22 protein-coding genes and 1 pseudogene are annotated in these 22,928 nt (G+C 72.0%); 12 read left to right on the top strand and 11 right to left on the bottom strand.

Features of this window, described 5'->3' with window-relative positions; translation table 11 throughout:
• Positions 1-74: 74 nt before the first annotated feature.
• On the top strand, positions 75-497 hold the full coding sequence (locus ACZ53K_RS06525; protein ID WP_468832538.1) for a MarR family winged helix-turn-helix transcriptional regulator: 423 nt from the start codon (positions 75-77) through the stop codon (positions 495-497).
• A gap of 21 nt (positions 498-518) precedes the next feature.
• Here the strand turns inward: ACZ53K_RS06525 and ACZ53K_RS06520 are convergent, their stop codons facing one another.
• A complete protein-coding gene (locus ACZ53K_RS06520) occupies positions 519-1,778 on the bottom strand; it encodes a winged helix DNA-binding domain-containing protein (protein WP_468832537.1) in 1,260 nt (419 codons plus the stop codon).
• A gap of 408 nt (positions 1,779-2,186) precedes the next feature.
• Between ACZ53K_RS06520 and ACZ53K_RS06515 the strand changes: the two genes are divergently transcribed.
• The 3 genes from ACZ53K_RS06515 (at position 2,187) to ACZ53K_RS06505 (ending at position 5,300) form a co-directional block, all read left to right on the top strand.
• Positions 2,187-3,323: an acyl-CoA dehydrogenase family protein gene (locus ACZ53K_RS06515; protein ID WP_468832536.1), complete on the top strand. Its 1,137-nt coding sequence runs from the start codon at positions 2,187-2,189 to the stop codon at positions 3,321-3,323.
• Positions 3,324-3,332: 9 nt separating this feature from the next.
• Positions 3,333-4,412 carry an acyl-CoA dehydrogenase family protein gene (locus ACZ53K_RS06510; RefSeq protein ID WP_468832534.1) on the top strand — a complete coding sequence of 360 codons (1,080 nt, stop codon included), beginning with the start codon at positions 3,333-3,335 and terminating at the stop codon, positions 4,410-4,412.
• 414 nt (positions 4,413-4,826) lie between these two features.
• On the top strand, positions 4,827-5,300 hold the full coding sequence (locus ACZ53K_RS06505; RefSeq protein WP_468832533.1) for an ATP-binding protein: 474 nt from the start codon (positions 4,827-4,829) through the stop codon (positions 5,298-5,300).
• A gap of 305 nt (positions 5,301-5,605) precedes the next feature.
• Here the strand turns inward: ACZ53K_RS06505 and ACZ53K_RS06500 are convergent, their stop codons facing one another.
• The gene (locus ACZ53K_RS06500; RefSeq protein ID WP_468832532.1) at positions 5,606-6,547 is read right to left on the bottom strand and encodes a cyclase family protein; all 942 of its coding nucleotides are present in this window, start codon (positions 6,545-6,547) and stop codon (positions 5,606-5,608) included.
• A 196-nt stretch (positions 6,548-6,743) separates the two neighbouring features.
• Here ACZ53K_RS06500 and ACZ53K_RS06495 point away from each other — a divergent pair, with 196 nt between their 5' ends.
• The 3 genes from ACZ53K_RS06495 (at position 6,744) to ACZ53K_RS06485 (ending at position 10,100) form a co-directional block, all read left to right on the top strand.
• The gene (locus ACZ53K_RS06495; protein WP_468832530.1) at positions 6,744-7,655 is read left to right on the top strand and encodes an SDR family oxidoreductase; all 912 of its coding nucleotides are present in this window, start codon (positions 6,744-6,746) and stop codon (positions 7,653-7,655) included.
• Positions 7,656-7,860: 205 nt separating this feature from the next.
• A complete protein-coding gene (locus ACZ53K_RS06490; RefSeq protein WP_468832529.1) occupies positions 7,861-9,033 on the top strand; it encodes an acyl-CoA dehydrogenase family protein in 1,173 nt (390 codons plus the stop codon).
• Positions 9,033-10,100 (top strand): Zn-dependent alcohol dehydrogenase, encoded by a 1,068-nt coding sequence (locus ACZ53K_RS06485; RefSeq protein ID WP_468832528.1) that lies wholly within the window; start codon positions 9,033-9,035, stop codon positions 10,098-10,100. The genes ACZ53K_RS06490 and ACZ53K_RS06485 overlap by 1 nt, the downstream gene beginning before the upstream one ends.
• Before the next feature lie 19 nt (positions 10,101-10,119).
• Here ACZ53K_RS06485 and ACZ53K_RS06480 read toward each other — a convergent pair whose 3' ends face one another.
• The 4 genes and pseudogenes from ACZ53K_RS06480 to ACZ53K_RS06465 all read right to left on the bottom strand — a co-directional run.
• Positions 10,120-10,791 (bottom strand): flavin reductase family protein, encoded by a 672-nt coding sequence (locus ACZ53K_RS06480; protein ID WP_468832526.1) that lies wholly within the window; start codon positions 10,789-10,791, stop codon positions 10,120-10,122.
• Between the two features lie 142 nt (positions 10,792-10,933).
• The gene (locus ACZ53K_RS06475; protein ID WP_468832525.1) at positions 10,934-11,833 is read right to left on the bottom strand and encodes an enoyl-CoA hydratase/isomerase family protein; all 900 of its coding nucleotides are present in this window, start codon (positions 11,831-11,833) and stop codon (positions 10,934-10,936) included.
• A gap of 97 nt (positions 11,834-11,930) precedes the next feature.
• Positions 11,931-14,144, bottom strand: coding sequence for an acetate--CoA ligase family protein (locus tag ACZ53K_RS06470; RefSeq protein ID WP_468832524.1), 2,214 nt, complete (start codon positions 14,142-14,144; stop codon positions 11,931-11,933).
• A 567-nt stretch (positions 14,145-14,711) separates the two neighbouring features.
• Positions 14,712-15,899, bottom strand: a pseudogene (locus ACZ53K_RS06465) (flavin-containing monooxygenase); the annotation flags it as partial.
• Between the two features lie 197 nt (positions 15,900-16,096).
• On the opposite strand from ACZ53K_RS06465, the gene ACZ53K_RS06460 reads away from it, so the two are divergent.
• Both ACZ53K_RS06460 and ACZ53K_RS06455 read left to right on the top strand, forming a co-directional pair.
• Positions 16,097-16,543 (top strand): Zn-ribbon domain-containing OB-fold protein, encoded by a 447-nt coding sequence (locus ACZ53K_RS06460; RefSeq protein ID WP_468832796.1) that lies wholly within the window; start codon positions 16,097-16,099, stop codon positions 16,541-16,543.
• Between the two features lie 99 nt (positions 16,544-16,642).
• Positions 16,643-17,131 (top strand): GNAT family N-acetyltransferase, encoded by a 489-nt coding sequence (locus ACZ53K_RS06455; protein WP_468832523.1) that lies wholly within the window; start codon positions 16,643-16,645, stop codon positions 17,129-17,131.
• A 65-nt stretch (positions 17,132-17,196) separates the two neighbouring features.
• Here ACZ53K_RS06455 and ACZ53K_RS06450 read toward each other — a convergent pair whose 3' ends face one another.
• Positions 17,197-17,718 carry a YncE family protein gene (locus ACZ53K_RS06450; RefSeq protein ID WP_468832521.1) on the bottom strand — a complete coding sequence of 174 codons (522 nt, stop codon included), beginning with the start codon at positions 17,716-17,718 and terminating at the stop codon, positions 17,197-17,199.
• Positions 17,719-18,047: 329 nt separating this feature from the next.
• Here ACZ53K_RS06450 and ACZ53K_RS06445 point away from each other — a divergent pair, with 329 nt between their 5' ends.
• Positions 18,048-18,554 carry a PH domain-containing protein gene (locus ACZ53K_RS06445; protein WP_468832520.1) on the top strand — a complete coding sequence of 169 codons (507 nt, stop codon included), beginning with the start codon at positions 18,048-18,050 and terminating at the stop codon, positions 18,552-18,554.
• A gap of 64 nt (positions 18,555-18,618) precedes the next feature.
• Here the strand turns inward: ACZ53K_RS06445 and ACZ53K_RS06440 are convergent, their stop codons facing one another.
• From ACZ53K_RS06440 to ACZ53K_RS06430, 3 genes are all read right to left on the bottom strand, one after another.
• On the bottom strand, positions 18,619-19,308 hold the full coding sequence (locus ACZ53K_RS06440) for a pyridoxine/pyridoxamine 5'-phosphate oxidase (protein ID WP_468832519.1): 690 nt from the start codon (positions 19,306-19,308) through the stop codon (positions 18,619-18,621).
• Between the two features lie 64 nt (positions 19,309-19,372).
• Positions 19,373-20,644 (bottom strand): FAD-dependent monooxygenase, encoded by a 1,272-nt coding sequence (locus tag ACZ53K_RS06435; RefSeq protein WP_468832517.1) that lies wholly within the window; start codon positions 20,642-20,644, stop codon positions 19,373-19,375.
• Between the two features lie 74 nt (positions 20,645-20,718).
• On the bottom strand, positions 20,719-21,027 hold the full coding sequence (locus tag ACZ53K_RS06430) for a hypothetical protein (protein WP_468832516.1): 309 nt from the start codon (positions 21,025-21,027) through the stop codon (positions 20,719-20,721).
• A gap of 78 nt (positions 21,028-21,105) precedes the next feature.
• Between ACZ53K_RS06430 and ACZ53K_RS06425 the strand changes: the two genes are divergently transcribed.
• Positions 21,106-21,924 carry a helix-turn-helix domain-containing protein gene (locus tag ACZ53K_RS06425; protein WP_468832515.1) on the top strand — a complete coding sequence of 273 codons (819 nt, stop codon included), beginning with the start codon at positions 21,106-21,108 and terminating at the stop codon, positions 21,922-21,924.
• Complete coding sequence (locus tag ACZ53K_RS06420) at positions 21,921-22,097, top strand: DUF397 domain-containing protein (RefSeq protein WP_468832513.1); 177 nt, start codon at positions 21,921-21,923, stop codon at positions 22,095-22,097. Before ACZ53K_RS06425 ends, ACZ53K_RS06420 begins: the two co-directional genes overlap by 4 nt.
• On the opposite strand, the gene ACZ53K_RS06415 is transcribed toward ACZ53K_RS06420, so the two are convergent.
• On the bottom strand, positions 22,087-22,731 hold the full coding sequence (locus tag ACZ53K_RS06415) for a hypothetical protein (RefSeq protein ID WP_468832512.1): 645 nt from the start codon (positions 22,729-22,731) through the stop codon (positions 22,087-22,089). The two genes, ACZ53K_RS06420 and ACZ53K_RS06415, sit on opposite strands and share 11 nt — an antisense overlap.
• Between the last annotated feature and the right edge of the window lie 197 nt (positions 22,732-22,928).

Genomic DNA, 22,928 nt, shown 5'->3' with positions numbered 1-22,928 from the left:
TTTGCCTGTGCAGTTCTGCTGTTCAGGGCTGCTGCGCAGCTCGGCTGTGCAGTTGTGCTGCGGTAAAATTCGGTATGCCCCTTCCGGAATCCGCCGCCGTCGCGGCCGAACTGCGCACCGCGATGGGAAAGCTCACGCGGCGCGTGAAGCTCGAAGACCAGATGCCGCTCGGCCAGGTGGCCGTCCTCGGCGCGCTGGACCGCAGCGGTGCGATGACGACCAGCGAACTGGCTTCCGATCAGCGGGTCCGTCCGCAGTCCATGGCCCGAGCCGTGGGCCTGCTCATGGAACAGGGGCTGATCACGCGCCGGGCGCACCCGACCGACGGCCGCAAGAGCCTGGTCGAGCTCTCCGCTGCGGGGCAGGCGCTGCTGGAGGAGGAGCGGGGGCGCAGGACGGACTGGCTCGCGCGGGCGATCGAGGCGGAACTGTCGGAGGAGGAGCGGGAACTGCTGGCCCGGGGGATAGGGCTGGTGGAGAGGCTCGCGGGGCACTAGGCCGCCCCTCCCCGGCGGCCGTTACGCGCTCAGTTCCCGCTCCAGCGGCGTACGGAAGCGCGGCGTGACCCGCATGTCCCCGATCCCCCGTCCCAGCCGCTCCGCCTCCACCCGTACGGCCTCCGTCGCCTCGTGCCCCGCGTCCGCCAGGAGGCGCCAGGCGATCTCGCCGTCCTTGCGCTGGGCCCAGCCGCCGATGACGCGGCCGTTCCACCAGACCGTGGGGCCGATGTTGCCGCTGCGGTCGAAGAGGTGGCGGACGTGGTCCGGGTCGAGGTACCAGTCGCGGTGTTTCCAGCCCATGGCGGTCGGGTCCAGGGCGGGCAGCAGGGCCGCCCAGGGCGCGGGGTCGGGTACGGGGCCCAGGTCGTCGGGGAGGACGAGCCCGGGGGCGGAGTCGGGACCGGAGTCGGGGGCGGAGCCAGGGCCGAAGCCGGACCCGGGGCCGAAGCCGGCCCCGGAGTCCCCGGTCAGCTCCACCTCCACCGCGCCCGTCGCGGTCACCGCGCGCCGGGTGTCGGTGAGGGTCCAGCCGGTCCACCACTTGATGTCCTCGACCGTCCCCGGCCCGTACGACGCCAGCCAGCGGCGGACGAGCGCGGCCCTGGCCTCGGCGGGTTCCGGCGCGGGCAGATCGGCCCAGGCGGTGCCCGGCGACCAGCGGAACGCACTGCTGGTCCAGCTGCCGCGTGGCCTGCTCCGCCGGACACGGCCCTCGGCGGCGAGGGTGCGGAGGATACGGCTGGAGACCGCGACGGTGGCTTCGTACGGTTTGCCGGGGGACACCACGATCGTGGCGCGCAGTTCGGGTACGTCGGCGGCGAGGTCCGCGGCGGTGGCTTCGCCACGCGCTTCCAGCGCGGCGAGCGTCCTGGCCTCCACCCCGGCCAGCCGCCGTTCGTCCCAGTCCGGCAGGTCCTCGGTGATCCATTTGGTCATGCCGAGCCGTTCCCTGGCGGCGATCGGGCCCGCGGTGGACGCGGCCACCACGGGAGCCAGAGTGGCGCTGACGGCGAAGAGCGTGCGGCGCATGCACAGCATCCGGACGAGGGTGCGGTCCCGGTAGAGAGCGCGGTCCAGCTCGTCGGGGTCCGGGTCGGCGAGCCGGGCGCGGGCCGAGAGGTGGACGGTGGCGGCGTCCGTGGCGTGCAGCCCCACCAGGGCGTCCGCGGCCTCCTCCGCCGTGGCGGCCTTCGCGGCGGCCGCCAGGAGGTGCCGGTGCCCGAGGCGGGCGCGGCGCTGGGCGGCGTCGATACGGGGGCGTGCGGTGGAAGGGCTCACGGTGCCGACAGTACGGGGAATGCAGGGCGCGGGCTGTCCTACAGGGCTGACGGCGTGACGGGGCTTCCCGAGGTCGTGCGTTCCGGTGCTCCGTCGGCCCGCGCCGCGCGCCTTGTCGGCCGGGTGGCGCACGGCTAGCCTCGTACGAGACTGGAACTGACGGCCCGTCAGGTGTGGGTCCCGGGGGGAGCCCCTGGGGGGAGTCCCGGTGAAGCCCCGGATGGAGAACCGGATGGAGTCCCGAATGGAGAACCGGACGGAGCTACCGCGCATCGGGGTTCTACGAGGCCCTGAAGTTCCCGCTGCTCAAACTCGCGTACAGCGAGGGGCGGAACTTCTGCTGCTTCTTCCGCGACAAGCACCTCCGCGCCCATGCTCACCCCCACATCCGATCCAGGGCCCCGTCCGATGGATCTGACGTACTCGCCCGAGGAGGAGGACTTCCGGGCGCGGCTGCGCGAGTGGCTCGCCAAAACGCTCCCGGACCTGCCCGTGCGGCCCGACCCGCTCGACTGGCCCGCCCGGCGCGCATACGACCTCGGCTGGCAGCGGCGGCTGTACGAGGCGGGCTACGGCGCCCTGCACTGGGACGCCTCGCCCACCCAGCGGCTGATCTTCCTGGAGGAGACCGAACGGGCCGGAGCCCCCTACGTGGGCGCCAACTTCGTCGGGCTGCTGCATGCCGGGCCGACCATCGCCGCCGAGGGCACGGACGGGCAGCGCGACCGTTGGCTGCCGCCCATCGTGCGCGGCGAGGAGGTCTGGTGCCAGGGGTTCAGTGAGCCGGAAGCGGGTTCCGACCTCGCCGCCCTGCGCACCCGCGCGGTCCGTGACGGCGACGATTACGTGGTCACCGGGCAGAAGACCTGGACCTCGCACGCGGAGATCGCCGACTGGTGCGAGTTGCTGGTGCGTACGGCCCCGGAGGCTCCCCGGCACCGGGGGATCTCCTGGCTGGCGATGCCGATGGACGCGCCCGGGATCACCGTACGGCCGCTGCGCACCCTCGCGGGCCCGGCCGAGTTCGCGGAGGTCTTCCTCGACGCGGTACGGGTGCCGGTGGCGAACCGGGTCGGCGCCGAGCACGACGGCTGGCGCGTCACCATGGTCACGCTCTCCTTCGAGCGGGGCACCGCCTTCGTGGGCGAGGTCGTCGCCTGCCGCCGCACGCTCGGCCTGCTGGCCCGTACGGCACGGACGAACGGGCGCTGGGACGACCCGGTGCTGCGTCGCCGGCTGGGCCGGCTGAACGCCGAGTTCACGGCCCTGTGGCGGCTCATCCAGCGCAATGTGGGCGCGGCCGGGGAGGCGGGCGGGGTGCCGGACGCGGGCGGCTCGGTCTTCAAGCTGCGCTATTCGCAGGCCCGCCAGGAGCTGTACGACGCGGCCGCCGAAGTGCTGGGGGCGGCCGGCGCACTCGACGCTGACCAGCAGTGGACGGCCGACCGGCTGGCGTCCCTGTCGTACACGATCGCGGCCGGTACGTCACAGATCCAGCGCGACATCATCGCCGAGCGCCTCCTCGGCCTGCCGAAGGGACGGTGAGCGGGCGCCGTGGACCTCCGACCCACCGCTGATCAACGGGCCTTGCAGAGGGGAACGCGCGAACTGCTGGCGCGCCGCTTCGGGAGGGAGCGGCTGCGGGAGGCGGTGGAGCGCCCCGCGCTCGACCGCGCGCTCTGGCGCGAGCTGGGCGCGGCCGGCTTCTTCGCGCTGCGGCTGCCGGAGGCGGACGGCGGCGTGGGGCTCGGGCTGCCGGAGGCGGTGCTGGTCTTCGAGGAGGCGGGCCGGGCGCTGCTGCCGGGGCCGCTGGTGGCGGGGCAGCTGCTGGCGGGGGTGGTGCCGGGGGTGGCTTCGGGGGAGCGGGTGGCGGGGCTGTGCGAGGTGGGGGCGGACGGGGGCGGGCTGTGGGAGCACCCGGAGGACTGCGATGAATTGATCTTGGTTGAGGGTGGGGCGGAGGGGGGCGCGTACGTGGACGTGGACGTGGTCGGATCCGCCTACGGGGATGGGGCCGCGTGCGAGGACGGGACCGCGTGCGGGGACGGGTCCGCATACGTGGACGGGACCGCGTACGGGCGGGCGTTCTGGAGCGACCCCGGCTGGCCCGTCCTGGACCCAGTCCGCTCGATCGACCCGCTGACGCCGCTCGCGCGCGTGGTGTCCTGCCCGCGCCGTGCGCCGCGCTCTCTGGACGTGCCGCGGCTGCGCCGCGAGGCCGCCCTGCTGACGGCGGCGCTTCAGCTGGGCAGCGCTGCCCGTACGGTCGAGATGGCCGTGGAACACGCGGGGCGCCGCGAACAGTTCGGCGCCCGGATCGGATCGTTCCAAGCAGTGAAACACCTGTGCGCAGAGATGCTGATACGAGTGGAGATAGCGCGAAGTGCCGTATACGCGGCTTCTCTCACCGAACGGTCACTCGCAGTAATCGGCGCGAAATTGCTCGCCGACGAGGCGGCGGTGCGCAACGCCCGGGACTGCCTTCAGGTGCACGGCGGTCTGGGGTTCACCTGGGAGGCGGACGTCCATCTGCATCTCAAACGAGCGTGGTTGAGGGCCGAACTGTGGCAAAGCGGGCGAAATGCGGAAGAAGTACTCGCTGAGGCTCTGCTGACCGACCATGTCAGCCTGTAGTGCATCTTGTGCGGAATGTCGGATTCCGTACACGCAAGCGGTCACGGAGGGTCGATATCGGGTTGTGTCCTAGGCGTAACTCGTCACAGGGGGGAGTCGGCGCCGCGCTCGGGTACGCTCCCTTGGGTGCGAGTGGTTCTGAGGCGCAACAGTTCCCGTGGGGCCGTGGAGGTCGCCCCGGGATGCCGAATGCGCTCCACTCGCCCTCGAAGGAGGGTCGCGAAGCCTTCTTGTTCGACTCCCGGCAAAGCGCGTCGCACAGTATGCACCACGCATACTCCCTTGCGCTGGAATATGCCCGAAGCGCTTGTTGGGGTGACTGAACGTCAACCATGCTGTGCATCACCGGGGTCACGGAGTGTGACCCCGAGGAGGCGCGAGGCGATGTGTCCGCCGGTTCGGATGGTGTGAGCGGTGCAGGTGCTTCAAGTGCAGTTGGAAGTCCGGCCTGACCCCGCGGAGGTGGGGCGGGCCCGGAGGTGGGCCAGGTCGCGGCTGGCCGGCTCGGGTATAGGGGCCGACGAACCGCTGGCGGAGACGTTGATCCTGCTCATCTCCGAGTTGGTCACCAATGCCGTCGTGCATACCGGAAACCCCGCCGAGCTGCGGATGTGCTTCTCCGGTTCGGGTGCCGTGGTGGGCACCGTACGGGTCGAGGTCGCGGACCGCAGCGCCCGCGCGCCGCGCCCCCGGCGGGCCGACGGCGACGACACGAACGGCCGCGGCCTGGAACTGGTCGACGGGCTGGCGGACCGCTGGGGCTGGCGCCCCGAGGGAGCCGGCAAGAGCATCTGGTGCGAGGTGGACCGCTGCCAGTCGATGCTGATGGCGGCCGGTTCGGACCTGGGGGCGTACGACCCGCACTGCGCCCTCCCGAACCGCGCCTGAGCACCGGGCAGGTCCGGACCGCGTGTTGACGTGCCGTGCGCGCGTGATCACGCTGGGGTGGAGCGATTCGCCGCGAGGGGACGCCGAGGGTACGGGGACAGTGCCTCGGCGAGCGTGGGTCGCGTCCCGTGGCCGGGTGGCGGCCCGCGGTGCCACGCTCGGGGTGCGCATGGGCGTGCCGCCATCCGGCTGGGGCGGACTGCGTATGGGTCGTCTGTACCGTCTGCGTATGGGCCGTCTCCGCTTCGGTGCGAGCCGTCTCCGTACGGACCATCTCCGTACGGACCATCTCCGTACGGTGCGCCTCAGAGGACCGCGACCGGCGCCACCGGCGTACCGGTACCGCCCACGAACGGCTCCGCCATCGCGGTGAGGAAGAACGCGTAGCGGTTCTCCTCCGCGCAGGCTCCGGCCAGCTCCTCCAGATTCCAGTTCTGGCCCTGGAGCATGCCCATCTCCACCAGGTGCAGCGCGTGCACGGGCATCCAGAGGCCGTCGATCTCCGGCGGGAAGATCTCGAAGGTGAGGGTGTCGTTGGCGACGGCCGCGACATCGCGGGCGTGGAACCACTCGGGCGTACGCACCGACAGCCCCGGGGACGGGAAGGCGTACGCGTCCCGGTCGCCCGCCAGGTAGTGCCGGATCTGCCCGGTACGGACGAGGACGATGTCACCGGACCGCACCCGCGTCCCGGCCAGCTCCTCCGCCGCGTCGAGATCTTCCGGCGTCACCGCGTGCCCGGCGGGCAGCTGCCCGGGCCCTTCGGAGTCCGCGCGGCGGACGCGGGCCACGTCGAGCAGTACACCGCGCGAGACGATCGGCGGCGCCTTCTCGATACCCAGGGCGGTGGCGCCGCCGTGTGCGGTGACGGAGTCGGCCGGGCGGTTGTTGTAGAGCCGGCCGGAGTGCGAGACGTGGGTCAGGCCGTCCCAGTGGGTGGCCGCCTGGAGGCCCATGGTGACGGCGTCGTCGGAGGTGGCGACCGTGCCGGGACCGAAGATCTCCTGGTTGATCGCGGTCATGGTGTGCAGCGGGTTGACCCGGCCGGGGATCAGGCCGGTCTGTACGCCGTCCTGCCGCAGCGGCAGCGCGAGCGGGACGCGGCGGCCGGAGCGGACGGTGGCGGCGGCGCCCCGTACGACCTCCGGGGTGAGCAGGTTGAGTGTGCCGATCTCGTCGTCCGCGCCCCAGCGGCCCCAGTTGTTCACGCGCTTGGCGAGGGTGTGGAACTCGGCGGGCAGTGACATGGGCCCTCCTCGAGGGAGCCGGGGGTGTGCGGTGGGGCGGCTGGATCGGATCGGACCGGGCCGGATCGGACCGTGATCGGGGCGGTCCGCGGGCTCCGCTCCGGATCGTGCTGCGGGCTCGCCCCGGGGCTTGTGCTCGGTGCCGGTCTGCTCAAAAATCTAACGGGCCGTCAGAAACTGCGGGAAGGGGCGCGGCATGGGGAACTTCTTGGCGGACAAGGTGATCGCGGTCACCGGCGCGGGCCGCGGCATCGGGCGCGCGGTGGCCCTGGCCTGCGCCGCACAGGGCGCCCGGGTGGTCGTCAACGACTTCGGGGTGGCGATCGACGGTGCCGAACCGAGCAGCGAGATCGCCGAGGCGGTGGCCAAGGAGATCGAGCAGGCGGGCGGCGACGCGGTCGCCGTCGCGGACGACGTCTCCACGATGGAGGGCGGGCAGCGCGTCGTGGACACGGCGCTCACGCGGTACGGGCGCGTCGACGGCGTGGTGTGCGTGGCCGGCATCCTGCGCGAGCGGATGCTCTTCAACATGACCGAGGAGGAGTGGGACCCGGTCGTCGCCACCCACCTGAAGGGCACGTTCACCGTCTTCCGGGCGGCCTCGGCGGTCATGCGCCGGCAGAAGTCCGGCACCCTCATCGGCTTCACCAGTGGCAATCACCAGGGCAGCGTCTCCCAGGCGAACTACGCGTCGGCCAAGGGCGGTGTCATCTCGCTCGTGCGCAGCGCCGCGCTCGGCCTCAGCCGGTACGGCGTGACCGCCAACGCGGTCGCGCCCGTCGCCCGTACGCGGATGTCCGCCAACGTACCGACGGAACTGACGGAGATCGGCGAGCCGGAGGACGTCGCGGCCCTCGTCGTCTACCTGCTCAGCGACCGCGCCAAGCAGGAACGGATCACCGGGCAGGTCTACACGGTCGCCGGGCCGAAGATCGCGGTGTGGGCCCAGCCGAGGGAGCTGCGCTCCGGGTACGCGGAGGGCGGGTGGACGCCGGAGAAGATCGCGGACTTCTTGCCGGGGACGGTGGGCGTGGACCCGATGCCGCTGCTGGAGCGGGTGGAGGCGATGGCCGCTGACGCGGCCGGGGGGCAGCGGCCCAACCGGTAGCTGCGCTGGGCCGGGCCGGTTCGTTGGCGGCGGTGTCGGCTCGCTTTCGGGTGCGGGTCCGTTGCGCCTGCGGCGGGCGGTGGCCGCTGCGCGGGGCGGTCAGGTTCGGGGACGGGCCTGCGCGGCAGACCGCTCCGGCCCGCCCCCTTCCGTGGGTGGGAGGGGAGAAGAGGTGGTCGGGGGCTGATGTGAGGGGTGGCTTTCGGTGGACTTCTCGTTCGGTGAAGACGATGTGGCGTTTCGGAAGCGGGCTCGTTGTTGGCTTGCCGAGCACCTGGGTGGGGGCCGGGGCGGGGCTGAGGAGTGGAGTTTGCGCCGTTCCTGGGAGCGGGAGTTGGGACGGGACGGGTGGATCGGTCTCGGCTGGGATCGTGCGCACGGCTCGTACGGGAACCGGGCGGCCACGCTGACGCAGCAGGTGGTGTGGGCTGAGGAGTACGCCGCGGCGCGTGCGCCGGAGCGGGTGGGGCACATCGGTGAGAATCTGCTGGCGCCGACGCTGATCGCGTACGGGGACGACGCGCAGCGGAAACGATTCCTGCCGCCGGTCGCGCGGGGCGAGGAACTGTGGTGCCAGGGGTACAGCGAGCCGGGCGCGGGCTCGGACCTGGCGGCGGTCCGTACGGCGGCCGTTCGGGACGGTGCCACGTACCGGATCAGCGGACAGAAGGTCTGGACCTCGCTGGCGCGGGAGGCCGACTGGTGCTTCGTGCTGGCCAGGACCGATCCGGATGAGCGGCGGCACCGGGGGCTGTCCTTCCTGCTGGTGCCGATGGACCAGCCGGGGCGCGTCGAGGTGCGGCCGATCCGGCAGCTGACCGGCACCGCCGAGTTCAACGAGGTGTTCTTCGACGGGGCGGTGGCGCGTGCCGGGCATGTGGTGGGCGGGCCCGGCGCCGGGTGGCGGGTGGCGATGGGGCTGCTGGCGCTGGAGCGCGGCGTCTCCACGCTCGCTCAGCAGGTGGGTTTCGCGCGGGAGTTGAGGGAGGTGTGCGACACGGCCGTACGTACGGGTGCGGTGCGCGATCCCGTACTGCGGGACCGGCTCGTACGGCAGTGGGCCGAGCTGAGGGTGATGCGGTGGAACGCGCTGCGCACGCTCGGTCCGGCGGCCGGTGACGCGGGCGCTCCCAGTGTGGCGAAGCTGCTGTGGTCCGGCTGGCACCAGCGGATGGGGGAGCTGGCGATGCACGTACGGGGAGCGGACGCGGTGTGCGGGCCGGGGACGAGGACGGCGGACACCCCGTACGAACTCGGCGCGGAGCAGCGGCGGTTCCTCTTCAGCCGGGCCGACACGGTGTACGGCGGCTCGGACGAGATTCAGCGCACGATCATTGCCGGGCGCGTGCTCGGCCTCGACGGAGGGCGGGAGCGGTGATGCGGGGCGTGATTTTCGAGGGCGGGCAGCCACGGATCGTGGACGACCTGGAGGTACGGGGCCCGGGGCCCGGGGAGGTGCTGGTCGGTATCCGGGCGGCGGGGCTGTGCCACAGCGATGTGTCAGTGGTCGATGGGACGATTCCTTATCCGGTGCCGGTGGTGCTGGGACATGAGGGTGCGGGTGTGGTCGAGGAGGTGGGGGACGGGGTCACGCATGTAGCGGCAGGAGATCATGTCGCGCTGTCCACGCTGGCGAACTGCGGGACGTGCGCGGAGTGCGACCGGGGCCGGCCGACGATGTGCCGTGCGTCGATCGGGATGCCCGGGAAGCCGTTCCGGCGCGGTGGACGGGAGGTGTACAGCTTCGCGTCCAACTCGGCCTTCGCCGAGCGTACGGTCGTCAAGGCGGTGCAGGCGGTGCGGATACCGCGCGGCATACCGCTGACGTCGGCGGCGCTGATCGGGTGCGGTGTGCTGACCGGGGTCGGCGCCGTCCTGAACCGCGCGCGGGTGGAACAGGGCGACACGGTGGTGGTCCTCGGTACGGGCGGCATCGGGCTGAACGTGCTCCAGGGCGCCCGGCTGGCCGGTGCCTCGGTGATCGTCGCCGTGGACGTCAACCCGGCGAAGGGAGCGGTGGCGCGGCGCTTCGGGGCGACGCACTTCGTGGACGCGTCGGCGGTCCCGGACACCGTCGAGGCCGTCCGCGGCATCCTGCCGTCCGGCGCCGACCACACCTTCGAGTGCGTGGGCCGTACGGACCTGGTCCGGCAGGCGGTGGACCTCCTCGGACGGCACGGCCAGGCGGTCCTGCTGGGCGTGCCCCCGGCCACCGCCGAGGCATCGTTCCTGGTCGCGTCGATGTACCTGGACAAGTCCATCCTGGGCTGCCGCTACGGCTCCTCCCGCCCGCAGCGCGACATCGCACGGTACGCGAGATTCTACGAAGAGGGTCGCCTCCTCCTGGACGAGCTGGTGACCAGGACGTACGCGGTCGCGGACTTCAGCAAGGCGGTGGAGGACATGCGGGCGGGGCGGGTGGCGCGTGGGGTGCTGACGTTCTGACGTGTTTCCTGCGTGCTCCCTACGCGCTGAAGCGGCCGAAGGCGCCCCGGTGGAAGAGGAGCGGGCCGGCCGCGGCGGCGGCCGGGTCCGTGCCGAGGGCGGCGACCCGGCCCACGACGATGAGGTGATCGCCGCCGGTGTGCACGGCCTGGACCGTGCAGTCGATCCAGGCGGGGACGCCCGCCAGGCGCGGTGACCCGGTGACGGGGGCGGGCGCGTAGGAGACTCCCGCGAACTTGTCGGCGCCGCTGACCGCGAAGGCACGGCACAGGCCCTCCTGGTCCGCGCCCAGGACGTTGACGCAGAAGACGCCGGCGCGGGCGATCCGGGGCCAGGTCGTGGACGTACGGGCCACCATGAACGTGACCAGCGGCGGGTCGAGGGACAGCGATGTGAAGGACTGACAGGCGAAGCCCGCCGGGCCGTCCGCCGGGGCGCCGACCGGGCCGACCGGGCCGTCTCCCGGGCCGCCGGTCGTGCAGGGGGCGGGCGCGGTGACGACCGTGACGCCGCTGGCGAAGTGTCCGAGGACGTCACGGAAGGCGGCCGGGTCGAGCGGCGCCCGCTCGTCCTCCCGTACGGCTCTGAGGGCGGGGCGCGGCGGTGCGGGGGTGGCGCGGACCGGGGCCGCCACCCCGGCTGAGGTCGGCGCGCCCACCGACCGCAGATAGCGCACCGCGGTGGCTGCCATACCGGCGTGTCCCATCATGCGTCCATTGAACCTGATGGCCCGTCAGTTTTGAAGGGAACGGCGGCGGTGGTGCGCGGCTGGGGGCACAGCCGGGGCATGACCGGAGGCACGGCTGGGGCACCCCTGGGGCACCGCTGGGGCCTCACCGCCCCCGGTACGTCGGCCGTCGGCGCTCCACGAAGGAGGCGACGCCCTCCCGTGCGTCCGCCGTCGTCATGTTGATCTCCTGGGCCGCCGCCTCGGCGGCGAACGCCGCGCCGCGGTCGCCGTCCAGCGAGGCGTTGACCAGCTGTTTGGTGAGGGCGAAGGCCCGGGTCGGGCCGGTGGCCAGCCGTTCCGCCCAGTCCCGTGCGGCCTTCTGCAGCCCGGCGTCCGGGACGACCCGGTTGACCAGGCCCATCCGTCCGGCGTCGGACGCCGTCACGGCGTCGCCGAAGAACAGCAGCTCCTTCGCGCGCTGCGGGCCGACGAGCCGGGGCAGCAGGTACGCGCCGCCGCCGTCCGGTACGAGGCCGCGGCGCGCGAACACCTCGATGAACGTGGCGGATTCGGCCGCCACCACCAGGTCGCAGGCGAGGGCGAGGTGCGCGCCGAGCCCGGCGGCGGTGCCGTTGACGGCGGCGAGGACCGGTTTCTCGCAGTCCAGGACGGCGGCGACGAGGCGCTGGGCGCCACGCCGGATCATCCGGGCCACATCGCCCGCCAAGCGCCCGGACGACGCCGCGCCGTCCTCCCCGGTGCCCTCTCCAGTGCCCTCCCCGGTGCCCTCCCCTCCAGCGCCTTCCGGGGCGCCGCGGAGGTCGGCTCCCGCGCAGAAACCTTTGCCCGTGCCGGTGACGACGACGGCTCGTACGCCCGGGTCGGCAGAGGCGTCGGAGAGCAGGGAGATGACGCGTTCGCGCTGGTCCCAGGTGAGGGCGTTGAGGGCGTCGGGGCGGTTGAGGGTGATCCACAGCACGGCGTTGTCAGTGGTGTGGAGTATCAATGAATCAGCGGGGCCGGCAGGGTATCCGGGCTCGGGGGGAGCGGGGGTGGGGGCCATGATGAGGCGGCTCCAAGCTGTGTGGTCGGGCGTCCGGGCGGTGGCGCGGCCGGCCGTCCGCGCAGCCGCGCGGGCGCTGGTCCGGCCGGTCGCGCGGTCAGTGGCAGACGGCGAGCGCGTCGAGCGCCACGGCGCCCTGTCCGCGCGGCAGCACCATCAGCGGGTTGATGTCCAGCTCGGCGAGTTCGCCGCTCAGGTCCAGCGCCATCCGCTGGACGCGCAGTACGACTTCGACGAGCGCGTCCACATCGGCCGGCGGCGCTCCTCGTACGCCGTCCAGCAGGGCGCGCCCGCGCAGTTCGCCGAGCATGGCGCGCGCCCGGTCCTCGCCGAAAGGCGGCACGCCGACGGCGGTGTCCCGCAGGACCTCGACGAGCACCCCGCCCAGCCCGACGGTCACGGTCGGCCCGAAGAGACGGTCCGCGGTGACGCCCACGACCATCTCCACGCCCCGCTCGACCATCTGGCAGACGAGCACCCCGTCCAGTTCGATGCCCTCGTGGCGGGCGGTGTCGGCCAGTTCCCGGTAGGTGTCCCTGACCTGGCTGGCGGAGGTCAGCCCGGTTCTGACGAGCCCGAGTTCCGTCTTGTGCGCGAGTCGCGGCGCGGACGCCTTCATGACGACGGGGTAACCGACCAGGCTCGCGGCGCGCACGGCCGCCGCCGCGCTGGTGACGAGCTGTTCGCGCGGCACCCTGATCCCGTAGGCGCGCAGCAGTTGCTTCGCCGCGTGCTCGCTGAGCTGCTGTCCCGGGCGCAGCAGTTCCTGCGCCTTGCGGGCGGAGAGGGACGGGGTGCGCGGCGCGTCGTCGAAGGGGGAGCGGTAGCCGGCGGTGAAGCGGTGATGGGCGAGGTGCGCGCGGACGGCCGTCACGCAGTTGGCGAAGGTGCGGAAGGTGGCCACCCGCCGCGACCCCAGCAAGGTGCACCGATAGGCGTCCTCGGTGCCGACCGGCGAGCCCCAGACGACGCACACCAGCTTGTCCGTCTGCTCCGCCGCGTCCACGAGGTCCTGCGCCAGTTTGTCGCTCATCGGCGGGAAGGGGCCGGTGATCGGGCAGATCAGTACGCCGATGGCCGGGTCGGCGAGGATGGCATCGATGATCTTGCGGCCGCGCTGGTCGCCGACCGGATGCCCGCCGCTGTCCACCGGGTTGGCGACGCTGAGGTCGTCCGGGATCCACTGGTGCAGCTCGTCCTGCTTCGCGCGGCCCAGTGCGGGCAGCCGAAGCCCGGCCGCCGTCGCCAGGTCCGCGAAGTGGGCGCCGGTGCCCCCGGATATCGAATAGACGGCGACGCCGTCGGCCGCCGGAGTGCGGGCCCGGGCGAGCAGGGCCGCGGTGTCCTGCAGCTCGTCCAGCCCGTCCACCCGGATCACACCGAACTGCCGCATGGCCGCGTCCACCACCGCGTCGGCACCGGTCAGCTTGCCGGTGTGCGAGGCGGCCGTACGGGCCCCGGCCTCGGTGCGGCCGACCTTGACCGCGACGACCGGCACCTTGTTGCGGGCCGCCCGGTCGGCGGCCAGCAGAAAGCTGCGGCCGTCCTTGAACCCCTCGATGTACGTGGCGATGGCGCCCACCTCGGGACGGGAGGCGAAGTAGGAGAGGAAGTCGGCGGTCTCCAGATCGGCCTCGTTACCGGTCGGGGCCCAGTGCGAAAGGCGGATACCCAGCTCCTGGAGGGAGAAGACCGGGCGGCCCTGGTGGCCTGACTGGGTGATCAGGGCGATGGCAGGACCGTCCAGGTCCTCGCGGAACGACGAGAAGGCGTTGAGGTTGGTGTTCGGGCCGAGCAGCCGGATGCCGGTACGGGCCACGGCCTCGGCGAGCCGGTCCTGGGCGGCGGCACCGGCCGCCCCGGTCTCGGCGAAGCCGGAGGCGAAGGCGACCGCGAACCTGACCTTGGCGTCGGCCAGTTCCTCGATGACCGGTACGGGGTCCGCGACCAGCAGTACGGCGAGATCGACCCGCTCGGGCAGGTCGGAGACGGAGGTGAGACACGGCAGGCCGAAGACACTGCCACGGCCCGGGTTGACCGGGTACAGGCGGGCACCGACGCGTTCGGCCCACGCCATGAGCTGCCGGGTGATGCCGGCGTTCGGGCGGCCCTCGCTGTCGGAGGCGCCGACGACCGCCATCGACTCGGGCCGGAAGAACCGGTCCAGGTCGGGGACGGGGGCGTACAGCGGACGCCCGCTGACGTCCAGGTCGGCCGTCTCGTGGACGGCCCGCGGCGGAGCCTGCCCGCAGGACACTGCGCGAGCCGGGCTGGAGTGAGTGGTGAGGGTGCCGTGAGTCGATCCAAGCATCGCTGACGCCCGCTCCCGTAAGACGGCTGCCAATTCAACTGACGCCCCGTCAGGTTAGGTGAACTGACGCCCAGTCAGGAATGCCCGGGAGCGCTAAACCTTTCGGGTGGGGGGTGCGGGGGGTGCGGGGGGTGTTGGTGGTGAGGGTGGGGCTGGTGCCGGGGGTGCGGGGGCGTCCTCGGGCTGGGGTGCTCCCTCGGCCTTGGCCCTGGCTCCGGCCCTGGCCTCGGCCCTGGCCTCGGCTTCGGCTCCGGCGGCCCCGGTCCCGGCCGCCCCGGTCCTGGTGGCCCTGGGTTCGGTGCTGGCGGCTCCGGCCCCGGCCCCGGTCCAGGCTCCGGAGGCCCCGGCCCCGGCCCCGGCCCCGCGCCCGGCGCAGGCCTCGCCGGCCGCCCGTGCCCTGGCCCCGGGCCCGGGGCCAGGCTCGGACCTGCCCGCACTCCCGCCCCCAGCCCCGCCCCCGGCCGTGAACGCCTCACCGCCGTCCGCTGCGCCCACCACCTCTGCTGCGCCCGCCTCCTCCGCCTCCACTTCCGCCTCCACTTCCGCCTCCGCCTCCGCGTACGTAGTAGCGATCGCGTGGGCGATGTGGCGGGCGTCGATGGCCAGTTCGCGGAACATGCCGCTGATCGGGTTGGTGTAGCCGGTGAAGTAGAGGCCGGGGGCGGACGGGAGGGTGTGGCGGCCGTGGACGCGTGGGCGGCCGCGGGTGTCGAGGAGGTCGAGGTGGCCGACGAGGTTGTCCAGGCCCCGCCGGTAGCCGGTGGCGGCGATGACGGCGTCCGGCTCGATCGCGTCGCCGTCCGCGAGCCGCACCACGCCGCCGTCGAAGGAGGCCACCGCCGCCACCGGCCGTACCGCCCCGCGCTGTACGGCATCGATCAGCCCGACGTCCTGGACGGGGATCGCCCCCTCCAGGACGCGGCTGTACAGTCCGGCGTCCGGCATCGGCAGCCCGCGCGCCGACAGGTCCGGCACGGAGAGGCGGCGCATCACGTGTGCCGCCCGGTCCACCATGCGCGGCGGCAGGTGGCGTACGAGGATTCCCGTCGCCTGGGCGGGCCAGCCGGCCGTCGAGCGGCGCACGATGTGCGGGGCGGTGCGGACCGCCAGCCGTACCCGGGCCGCGCCGCCCTCCGCCAGGTCGACCGCGATCTCCGCCCCGGTGTTGCCGGTGCCGACGACCAGGACGTCCTTGCCCGCGTACGGGCGGGCGTTGCGGTAGGCACCGGCGTGCAGCAGTTCGCCGGGGTAGCTGTCGCGGCCGGGCCAGTCGGGCAGGTACGGGGTGTGGTTGTACCCGGTGGCGATCACGACCGTACGGGCGGCCGGCTGGCGTCCGCCGTTCGCGTGCAGGACCCATCCGCCGTCCGCCGCGCGGTCCACACGCCGCACTTCGACGCCCGTGGCGACTTCGATGCAGTGGTGCTCGGCGTACTGCTCCAGGTAGCGCACCACGTCGTCGCGCGCGACCCACCGCCCGTAGGCGCGCGGTATCGGCAGGCCCGGCAGGGCGGAGAGGCGGCGCGTGGTGTGCAGGCGCAGACGGTCGTAGTGGCCCCGCCAGGAGGCGCCCACCGCGTCACCTTTTTCGAGGACGACGGCGCGGATGCCGTAGGCGCCGAGTACGGCGGCGGTGGCGAGCCCGCCCGGCCCGCCCCCGATGACGTACACGGGCGAGACGGCAGCGGGCGGCGTGGTGCTGGATGCGGAGGTGCTGGATGCGGAGGAGCTGGCATACGCTGCGGCGTCCGGCATGCCGGTGAGGGTAACCGCGATGCGCATACATGTCGCCGTACGGGGCTCCGTTCGGCCCGCCCCCTTGCGTATCCCGGCCAACTCAGGTTGAACTGACGGCCCGCCACGAAACAGGCGGCGGCCCCGTACCGACCTGAAGCGGGTGGTCGTAAGTGGCATCGAGGGTGAAGCCCGAACCCGGGGGAGTGCCGGTGACGCTGTCCGCGGCGCCCGGGTTCGACCTGCCGGAGACCGACGCGTTCAGCCGCGTCTACTGGGAAGCGGCGGCCCAGGGCCGTCTGCTCCTGCGCCGCTGCCGTGCCGACGGTTGCGGGGCGGCGCATCACTACCCGCGCGAGTTCTGCCCGCGTTGCTGGAGCGAAGACGTGGAGTGGGTGGAGGCGAGTGGCCGGGCCGCGCTCTATACGTGGTCGGTGGTGCACCGTAACGATCTCCCGCCGTTCGGTGAGCGGGTGCCGTACGTGGCCGCGGTGGTGGACCTTGCCGAGGGCCCGCGGATGATGACGGAAGTCGTCGACTGTCCGGAGTGGAATCTGCGGATCGGCATGCCGCTGCGAGTGCAATTCCGTACCTCGGGCACCTCGGGCACCCCGGACGCCCCGGGCGCCCCAGGGATCACTGTTCCCGTCTTCAGCCCAGCCTGAGCCGCGCAGACCGAAGACGACGAAGCCGAGCCCCCGAGTGGACGCCGCCGCGAGAAATGGGCTGGCCCGCCGCGCCTGCCGCCCGCCATGCTGGCGTGCGTGCTGATCCGAGAAGCGACCGCGGCCGACTGGCCCGCCATCTGGCCGTTCCTCCGCGACATCGTGGCGGCCGGCGAAACGTACACCTATGACCGGGGCATGGACGAGCCGACCGGCCGTGCGATGTGGCTGCTCGCCCCGCCGAGCCGTACTGTCGTGGCCGTGGACGACGCCGGTACGGTCCTCGGTACGGCCAAGATGAACGCCAACCACATGGGCGGCGCCGCCCACATCGCCTCCGCCTCCTTCATGGTCGATCCGGCCCACGGCGGCCGCGGTGTGGGCCGCGCCCTCGGCGAGTACGCCGTCGACTGGGCCCGTACGACCGGCTTCCGGGCCATGCAGTTCAACGCGGTGGTCGAGACCAACACCCGCGCCGTCGCCCTGTGGAAGTCCCTCGGCTTCGAGATCATGACGACCCTCCCCGAGGGCTTCCTGCACCCCACCGAGGGCTACGTCGGCCTGCACATCATGTATCAGCGCTTCTGAGCGGCGGAGCAGCGGAGCAGCGGAACGGCAGAGCGGCGCGGGCCCGTCTCAGTCGTCCACGGTGATCACTTCGTACTGCTTCGCCGTGGGGGATGCCGGTGTGGAGCTTGGCGTTGACCAGGGCGAGCGTGCTCCCGAAGCGCGCCGCCGTCGACGGACTCCGGAACAGTCCGGACCTGATGGTCTTCTTGGTCTTTGCGCTGGTCATGGACCCGTTGAGCGTGGTGCGCCGCACCTCGTTGGGCCGGGAGGAGTCGGTGAACCACGCGCCGTCGCGGGTCAGGACCACGTCGTTGACGAACGTCCTGCCCGCGGGGGCCGAACCGGTAGCTCGCCACCGTGCGCCCGGTTCCGGTGTCGTAGACGTAGGCCTGTCCGGTCCGGCCGCCGCCGATGAACAGCAGGTCGTGGCGGGGGTGCGCCTTCATACCGAGGGCGTGGCGGCCGCGCGGCGCGTCGATGAAGCGGGCGGCGGTGCCTGTTTCGATGTCGCCGCGGAAGATGTCTCCGTCGAAGTAGTCACCCGCGTAGAAGGTGGAACCGTGCCCGGCGGCGATGCCTTCCGCCGAGGTGGCGCCCGGCAGCACGATCGTTTCTTCCCGCGGTGCCGCCTGCCTTGGTTCCGGATCCGGTGCTGGTGCTGGTGCTGGTGCTGGTGCCGGTGCCGGAGCCGGGGCGGCTGTCCCGGCCAGGGCGGCGAGCATGAGCAGGGCCAGGGACCCGCGCCGCATCACCTTCCCGGCCGTACGACGCATCGGCATCCCTGCAGCTCATCCACCTCAGGCGGGTCCGGTCCAGCCCGGTCGGTCGGCCCGGTCGCCCTCCGGCACCGTAGCGGCGTGCTGCGCGCGGCGCCGCACAGGTTGATCCGAATGCCGCGGGGGAGCCATATCCGAGCGGGACGTAGGGTCCAAGGGTGCAAACGATCGAGTACCGCCCAGGGTCCCGCTGGTGGCAGTGGAGCGCCCTGGCCTTCGCCTTCGTCGGCGGGATCGTCCCGCTGTGCGTCGTCACCTTCGGCATGGGGTGGCAGGAGTTCGGACAACGCTTCTTCGCAGAGCCGCGCGGCAGCGACTTGCGCGAGTGGACCGTCGCGCTCGGGGTGTTCGTGCCCCTCTCCCTCGTCGTGTACTACTGCACCGCCAGTCGCACACTCGTCACCGCCGGAGGCATACGCGTCAGGACCCCGTTGCGGCGCCGGTCCCTCGCCTGGCACGACATCGCGAGCATCGGCGTCGACCGGAGCAAGGGCACGTCCCTCTACGGCCATACGGGCACGCCTCACCACCGCATCCGACTGGACCTGGTGAGCGGTGAAGGCCTCTTCCTGCCCGCACCGGTCAGCGAGGAGTTCGATTCGGCCATGGAAGCGGCCAAGGGGGAGATGATCCGCCGCTGGAAGGCCGCGACGGTCCCGGGGTAGGGACGCGCCGCGCAGGCCCGTAAGAGAGAAGCCGAGCCTGCGTGCGCGAAGGAGCCGCGCCCGCCTACGGCCAGAGAAGCTCGCGGTCCCAGGCGTCACCGGCCCGCCGGTAGTTGATGCGTACGTGCCGTCGGCGGGCGTCGCCCTGGAAGAACTCGACCTCGTCCGGGCGCAGCACGTACAGGGTCCAGCTGGGTACAGGAGCGGTCGGCTCCTCCTGCGCGCGGGCCCAGGCGTCCTCCGAGGCGCGTTCGAGTTCGGTGTACGAGGCGAGGACTTCGCTCTGGTGGCCCACGAGGGCGGCGGCCAGCGCGCCCGTCGAACGGCGGTGCAGGTCGGCCGCGCTCTCCTCCGGTCCCGCCTCGGTGACCCGGCCCCGTACGCGGACCTGGCGGCCGAGGCCCGCCCAGTAGAAGCCGAGGGCGGCGCGCGGGCGGTCGGCGAGTTCGCGGCCCTTGCGGCTGCCGCGGTGGGTGGCGAAGTGCCAGCCGCGTTCGTCGGCGTCGTGGAGCATCAGGGTGCGTACGTTCGGGTCGCCGGCCGCGTCCGCCGTCGCGAGTGTCATGGTGTGCGGCTCCGGTACGCCCGCCTCCGCGGCCTCCCGCAGCCACTGCCGGAAGAGCGGCAGCGGGTCGGCCGGGGCGTGCGCCGGGTCGGGGTCGATGGCGGGCAGCTCGCAGTCCCAGACGCGGAGGGAGCGGAGCAGGGAGTGGAAGCGGGCGGAGGAGTCCACGTCCGCTGGGTGATCGGCCATGCCCGGCAGCCTAATCCGCGGCCGTTGAGGAGGTTGGGGATCAGGCCGGAGATCTGGCCGGGGATCAGGCCGGTACGGTCGGCGCCGACGCGGCTTCGCCCCGGGGGACCGGGTACGGCTTGAGAGTGATCGCGTGGGCGCACCGCTGTACGTCCTCGGCGAGCTTCTTCGCCACGTAGTTCTTCCACGGCATGTGGGGCAGCATCCGCATCATGACGTGCCGGAAGCGGATCGCCGCCTTGGTGGCGGGCGTCATCTGCGGTACGAACTTCTCCGCCATCCGCTGGTTCGCCGTGACGTACGGGCGCATCTCCGCCTCGTAGCGTGCGAAGGCCGTACGCGGGTCGGCCGTACGCGGGTCGCCGCCAGCTGCCAGTTCCCCGGCGAGTACGTACGCGCCCACCAGCGCCATCCCCGTCCCCTGCCCCGACGCGGGGGACGCGCAGTGCGCGGCGTCGCCCAGCAGCACCACGCGCCCGCGCGACCAGCGGTCCATCTCGATCAGGTGCAGCCCGTCGAAGTAGAAGTCGTCGGCGGTACGGGACGCTTCGAGGAGCCGCGGCACCTGCCAGCCGACGCCCTCGAACGCGTCTGCCAGCAGCTCGCGTTGACCGTCCGCGTCGCGATGGTCGTAGTCCAGCCGGGGCGAACGGAACGAGAGCCACGCCTTGGCGCCGGTGGCGTTGGCTGTCTTGTAGGTGCACACCAGGCGGCCGGGTGCCATGTAGTACAACTCCTCGCGCGAAGCGGCCAGTTCGTCCGGGACGCTGAACGACGATATGTACGCGCCGATGTGGCGCACGTAGCGGGATTCGTCACCGAAGGCGAGGCGGCGGGTGGTGGAGTGCAGGCCGTCCGCGCCGACGACGAGATCGAAACGGCGCGACGCCTCGCGTTCGAAGGTGACGTCGACCCCCGCGCCGTCGTCGGCGAGTGAGCTGATCGAGTCGCCGAAGACGTACTCCACGTCGTCGCACGTGCGGTCGTAGAGGATGCGGGTCAGGTCGCCGCGCATGATCTCGTCGTCGCCGTCGACGCGGGCGCCGAAGATGTCGGCGGGCAGCGTGGCCACCCGCCGTCCGTCGCCGTTCACGTAGGCGCCGGTCCGCATGTCCGTACTGGCGCGCCGGATCTCCGGCAGTACGCCCATACGGTCCGCGACGTCGATGGCGACGCCGCGGAGGTCCACTTTGTAGCCGCCGGTCCGCAGCTCCGGCGCGCGCTCGACCACGGTCACGGCGAAGCCGTAACGGTGCAGCCAGTACGCGAGGGCGGGGCCGCCGATGCCGGCGCCGGAGATGAGGGCGTGGGGGCGGGTGGGTGAGGTCGAGGTCATGGCGGTGACTATACGAGCGTGTTAGACAGCTGTCTAACACGCTTGTATAGATTGCTTGCGTGGAGCGCCTTCGCTCACGGAGCGTGGCGGGCTTGATCCAGCCTCCGGCCCCGGCTGTCCGCTACGCGTACGGCGTCACTGAGGGACTCGGTGAGGCGGTTGGTGATGAAGAGGAGCTCGGTGGGGGTGGGGGACTCGGGCCGGTTCAGGGCCGCGCGGGAGTGGTCCAAGAGCTGTACGGCCATGGACAGTTGCAACTCTTCCAACCCGTCGGCCAGGTCCGACACGGGCCCGCGTCCTTCGCCGATCAGATAGCAGGGCTTGCCCTCCTGGCTGGCCCAGGGGAGGAGGCGGGGCTCTTGCGGATGATTTTCGGTCGTCATGCCAACAATGGTCGGCGCGTGTGCGTAGCGTCACCAGGAGTAAGGGGCTCACACATTGAGTTGTGGGGAGGAATGATCATGGCCGTGGAGACTGTGGAGCCGTCGCCTGCGCGCGTGCACGTTGGTGGGCTCATCAGGCACTGCCGCCAGCGTGCTGGGATGACGCAAAAGTGGCTGGCCCACGAAACACATGTCTCGGAATCGCTGGAAGGCGCGTACGAGCGGGGGGCGCGGATCCCGAGCGCGGGCTTCCTGATCGACGCGGATCGGCTCACGGCAGCCGAGGGCACGCTCACATCGTGCGTAGAGCTGATGGAGCAGGAGCCGAGCCGCGCGCAGTTCCAGGAGTGGCGACTGTTGGAGGCCGAAGCGCTGAGTCTTGGCGCGTACGTCACCATGGTGATCCCTGGGCTTCTGCAGACGCCGGACTACATCCGCGAGCTGCATCGGTCGCGGGTTCCGGCGCTACGCAGGGAAGAGATCGACGAGTTGACGCAGGAACGGCTGGAGCGGCAGACGGTACTGGTCCGGGAGGACGCGCCAACCGTGAGTTTCGTCATCGAGGAAGCTGCTCTTCACCGGCCGCTCGGCGGGAATGCGGTGCTCAAGGCGGTGCTGCTGCACGCCGCGACCACCGCTCGCGAGTTGGCGCACGTGACCCTGCAGGTGATGCCCACCGTCACTGAGACGCATGCTGGGCTGAGCGGCTCGCTGGAGATCCTGTTCTCGCCTGATGGGCGGGACAGCATCTTCTTGGAGGGGCAGGACCGGAGTAGGTTGCTGACCAGGCCAGCTGAAGCCGTCCAGCACAGGGATCGGTACGGGGCGCTTCGCGGGGAGGCACTATCGCCGGGAAAGTCACTGGAACTGATCGAGAAAGTGGCAGGTGAGTTATGAGCGTCGAACTGGCGTGGATCAAGAGCAGCTACAGCGTCAATGAAGGCGGCACGTGCGTCGAAGTCGCCACCACCCCCACCACCATCCACATACGCGACTCCAAGAACACGACCGTCCCCGCCCTCTCCATACCCCCCGCCGCCTGGGCCGACTTCCTCCGGCTCATTTCTTAGCGTCGGACTCCACGTACTCGAAGACGCGTTCGTTCATGGCTTGCAGTCGTTCGTCCCACGAGAAGACGCGGCGCAGGTCGTAACCGCCCGTGTCGACCGGCTCCCATACGATCACGTCGCGGCCCGCCAGCTCGACCGACTGCGCGCGCTCTGAGTTGCCCAGGATCTGGGTGATCACTCCGTCCTTGACGGTGAAGGCCCACAGGGAGATCCAACTGCCGCTCGTCTCGATGGCGAGCAGCAGGTCGTCCTTGCCGTCGCCGTTCAGATCCCGGTAGTGCGGTGTCTGTACGGCGCACGCCTTCCGGCCGAGAGCCCGGCACGCCTTGATGTTCTTCGCCGTTTCGTCGTCACTGCTCATGGACTCCGCCGCCGCCCGGGCGATGGTGAGCGGCGCGACCTCATGGATGTCGCCGGACGGCAAGCGCGGCATCGACCGCAGCGGTGTCGGCTTGCCGGCGGAGTTCGGCGGCCCCAGGGGCTCCGGCGGCGTCTTCCCGGCCCACACCCGCTCGGGAGCGCTGGCGGCTGGTGTGCGCCCGGCGCTCTTCGCCGCGCCCGTACCGTCGCACCCGCTCAGCAACGTACACGCGGCGGCCAGGGCGAGCGCCACGGCCGGCAGGGAACGGAGCATCGGTACGTCATTTCCGGTCGGGCCTGAAGGGCGATGGCGGGCGGGGGCCACACCGCACATGATGTTGTCTGCCCTTTATTGCGGCAATTCGGCGGCAGCGTAACGGCAGGCCATAGACGAAGGCACCGTGCTGTTACGGCCCTGAGCACGGAAGGCTCCATGTAGGACACGTCCTGTCCGCCATGGAGCCTAGCGTC

This window comes from Streptomyces sp. NPDC033221 (genome assembly GCF_055577005.1).
This window is presented reverse-complemented; position numbering and strand designations above follow the sequence as displayed.

Bases quoted from the DNA above. Each gene is read 5' to 3' on its own strand.
- ACZ53K_RS06525 (WP_468832538.1), top strand. From the start codon at position 75: ATGCCCCTTCCGGAATCCGCCGCCGTCGCGGCCGAACTGCGCACCGCG.
- ACZ53K_RS06515 (WP_468832536.1), top strand. From the start codon at position 2,187: ATGGATCTGACGTACTCGCCCGAGGAGGAGGACTTCCGGGCGCGGCTG.
- ACZ53K_RS06500 (WP_468832532.1), bottom strand. From the start codon at position 6,547: ATGTCACTGCCCGCCGAGTTCCACACCCTCGCCAAGCGCGTGAACAAC.
- ACZ53K_RS06495 (WP_468832530.1), top strand. From the start codon at position 6,744: ATGGGGAACTTCTTGGCGGACAAGGTGATCGCGGTCACCGGCGCGGGC.
- ACZ53K_RS06485 (WP_468832528.1), top strand. From the start codon at position 9,033: ATGCGGGGCGTGATTTTCGAGGGCGGGCAGCCACGGATCGTGGACGAC.
- ACZ53K_RS06480 (WP_468832526.1), bottom strand. From the start codon at position 10,791: ATGGCAGCCACCGCGGTGCGCTATCTGCGGTCGGTGGGCGCGCCGACC.
- ACZ53K_RS06475 (WP_468832525.1), bottom strand. From the start codon at position 11,833: ATGGCCCCCACCCCCGCTCCCCCCGAGCCCGGATACCCTGCCGGCCCC.
- ACZ53K_RS06470 (WP_468832524.1), bottom strand. From the start codon at position 14,144: ATGCTTGGATCGACTCACGGCACCCTCACCACTCACTCCAGCCCGGCT.
- ACZ53K_RS06440 (WP_468832519.1), bottom strand. From the start codon at position 19,308: ATGGCCGATCACCCAGCGGACGTGGACTCCTCCGCCCGCTTCCACTCC.
- ACZ53K_RS06435 (WP_468832517.1), bottom strand. From the start codon at position 20,644: ATGACCTCGACCTCACCCACCCGCCCCCACGCCCTCATCTCCGGCGCC.
- ACZ53K_RS06430 (WP_468832516.1), bottom strand. From the start codon at position 21,027: ATGACGACCGAAAATCATCCGCAAGAGCCCCGCCTCCTCCCCTGGGCC.
- ACZ53K_RS06425 (WP_468832515.1), top strand. From the start codon at position 21,106: ATGGCCGTGGAGACTGTGGAGCCGTCGCCTGCGCGCGTGCACGTTGGT.
- ACZ53K_RS06420 (WP_468832513.1), top strand. From the start codon at position 21,921: ATGAGCGTCGAACTGGCGTGGATCAAGAGCAGCTACAGCGTCAATGAA.
- ACZ53K_RS06415 (WP_468832512.1), bottom strand. From the start codon at position 22,731: ATGCTCCGTTCCCTGCCGGCCGTGGCGCTCGCCCTGGCCGCCGCGTGT.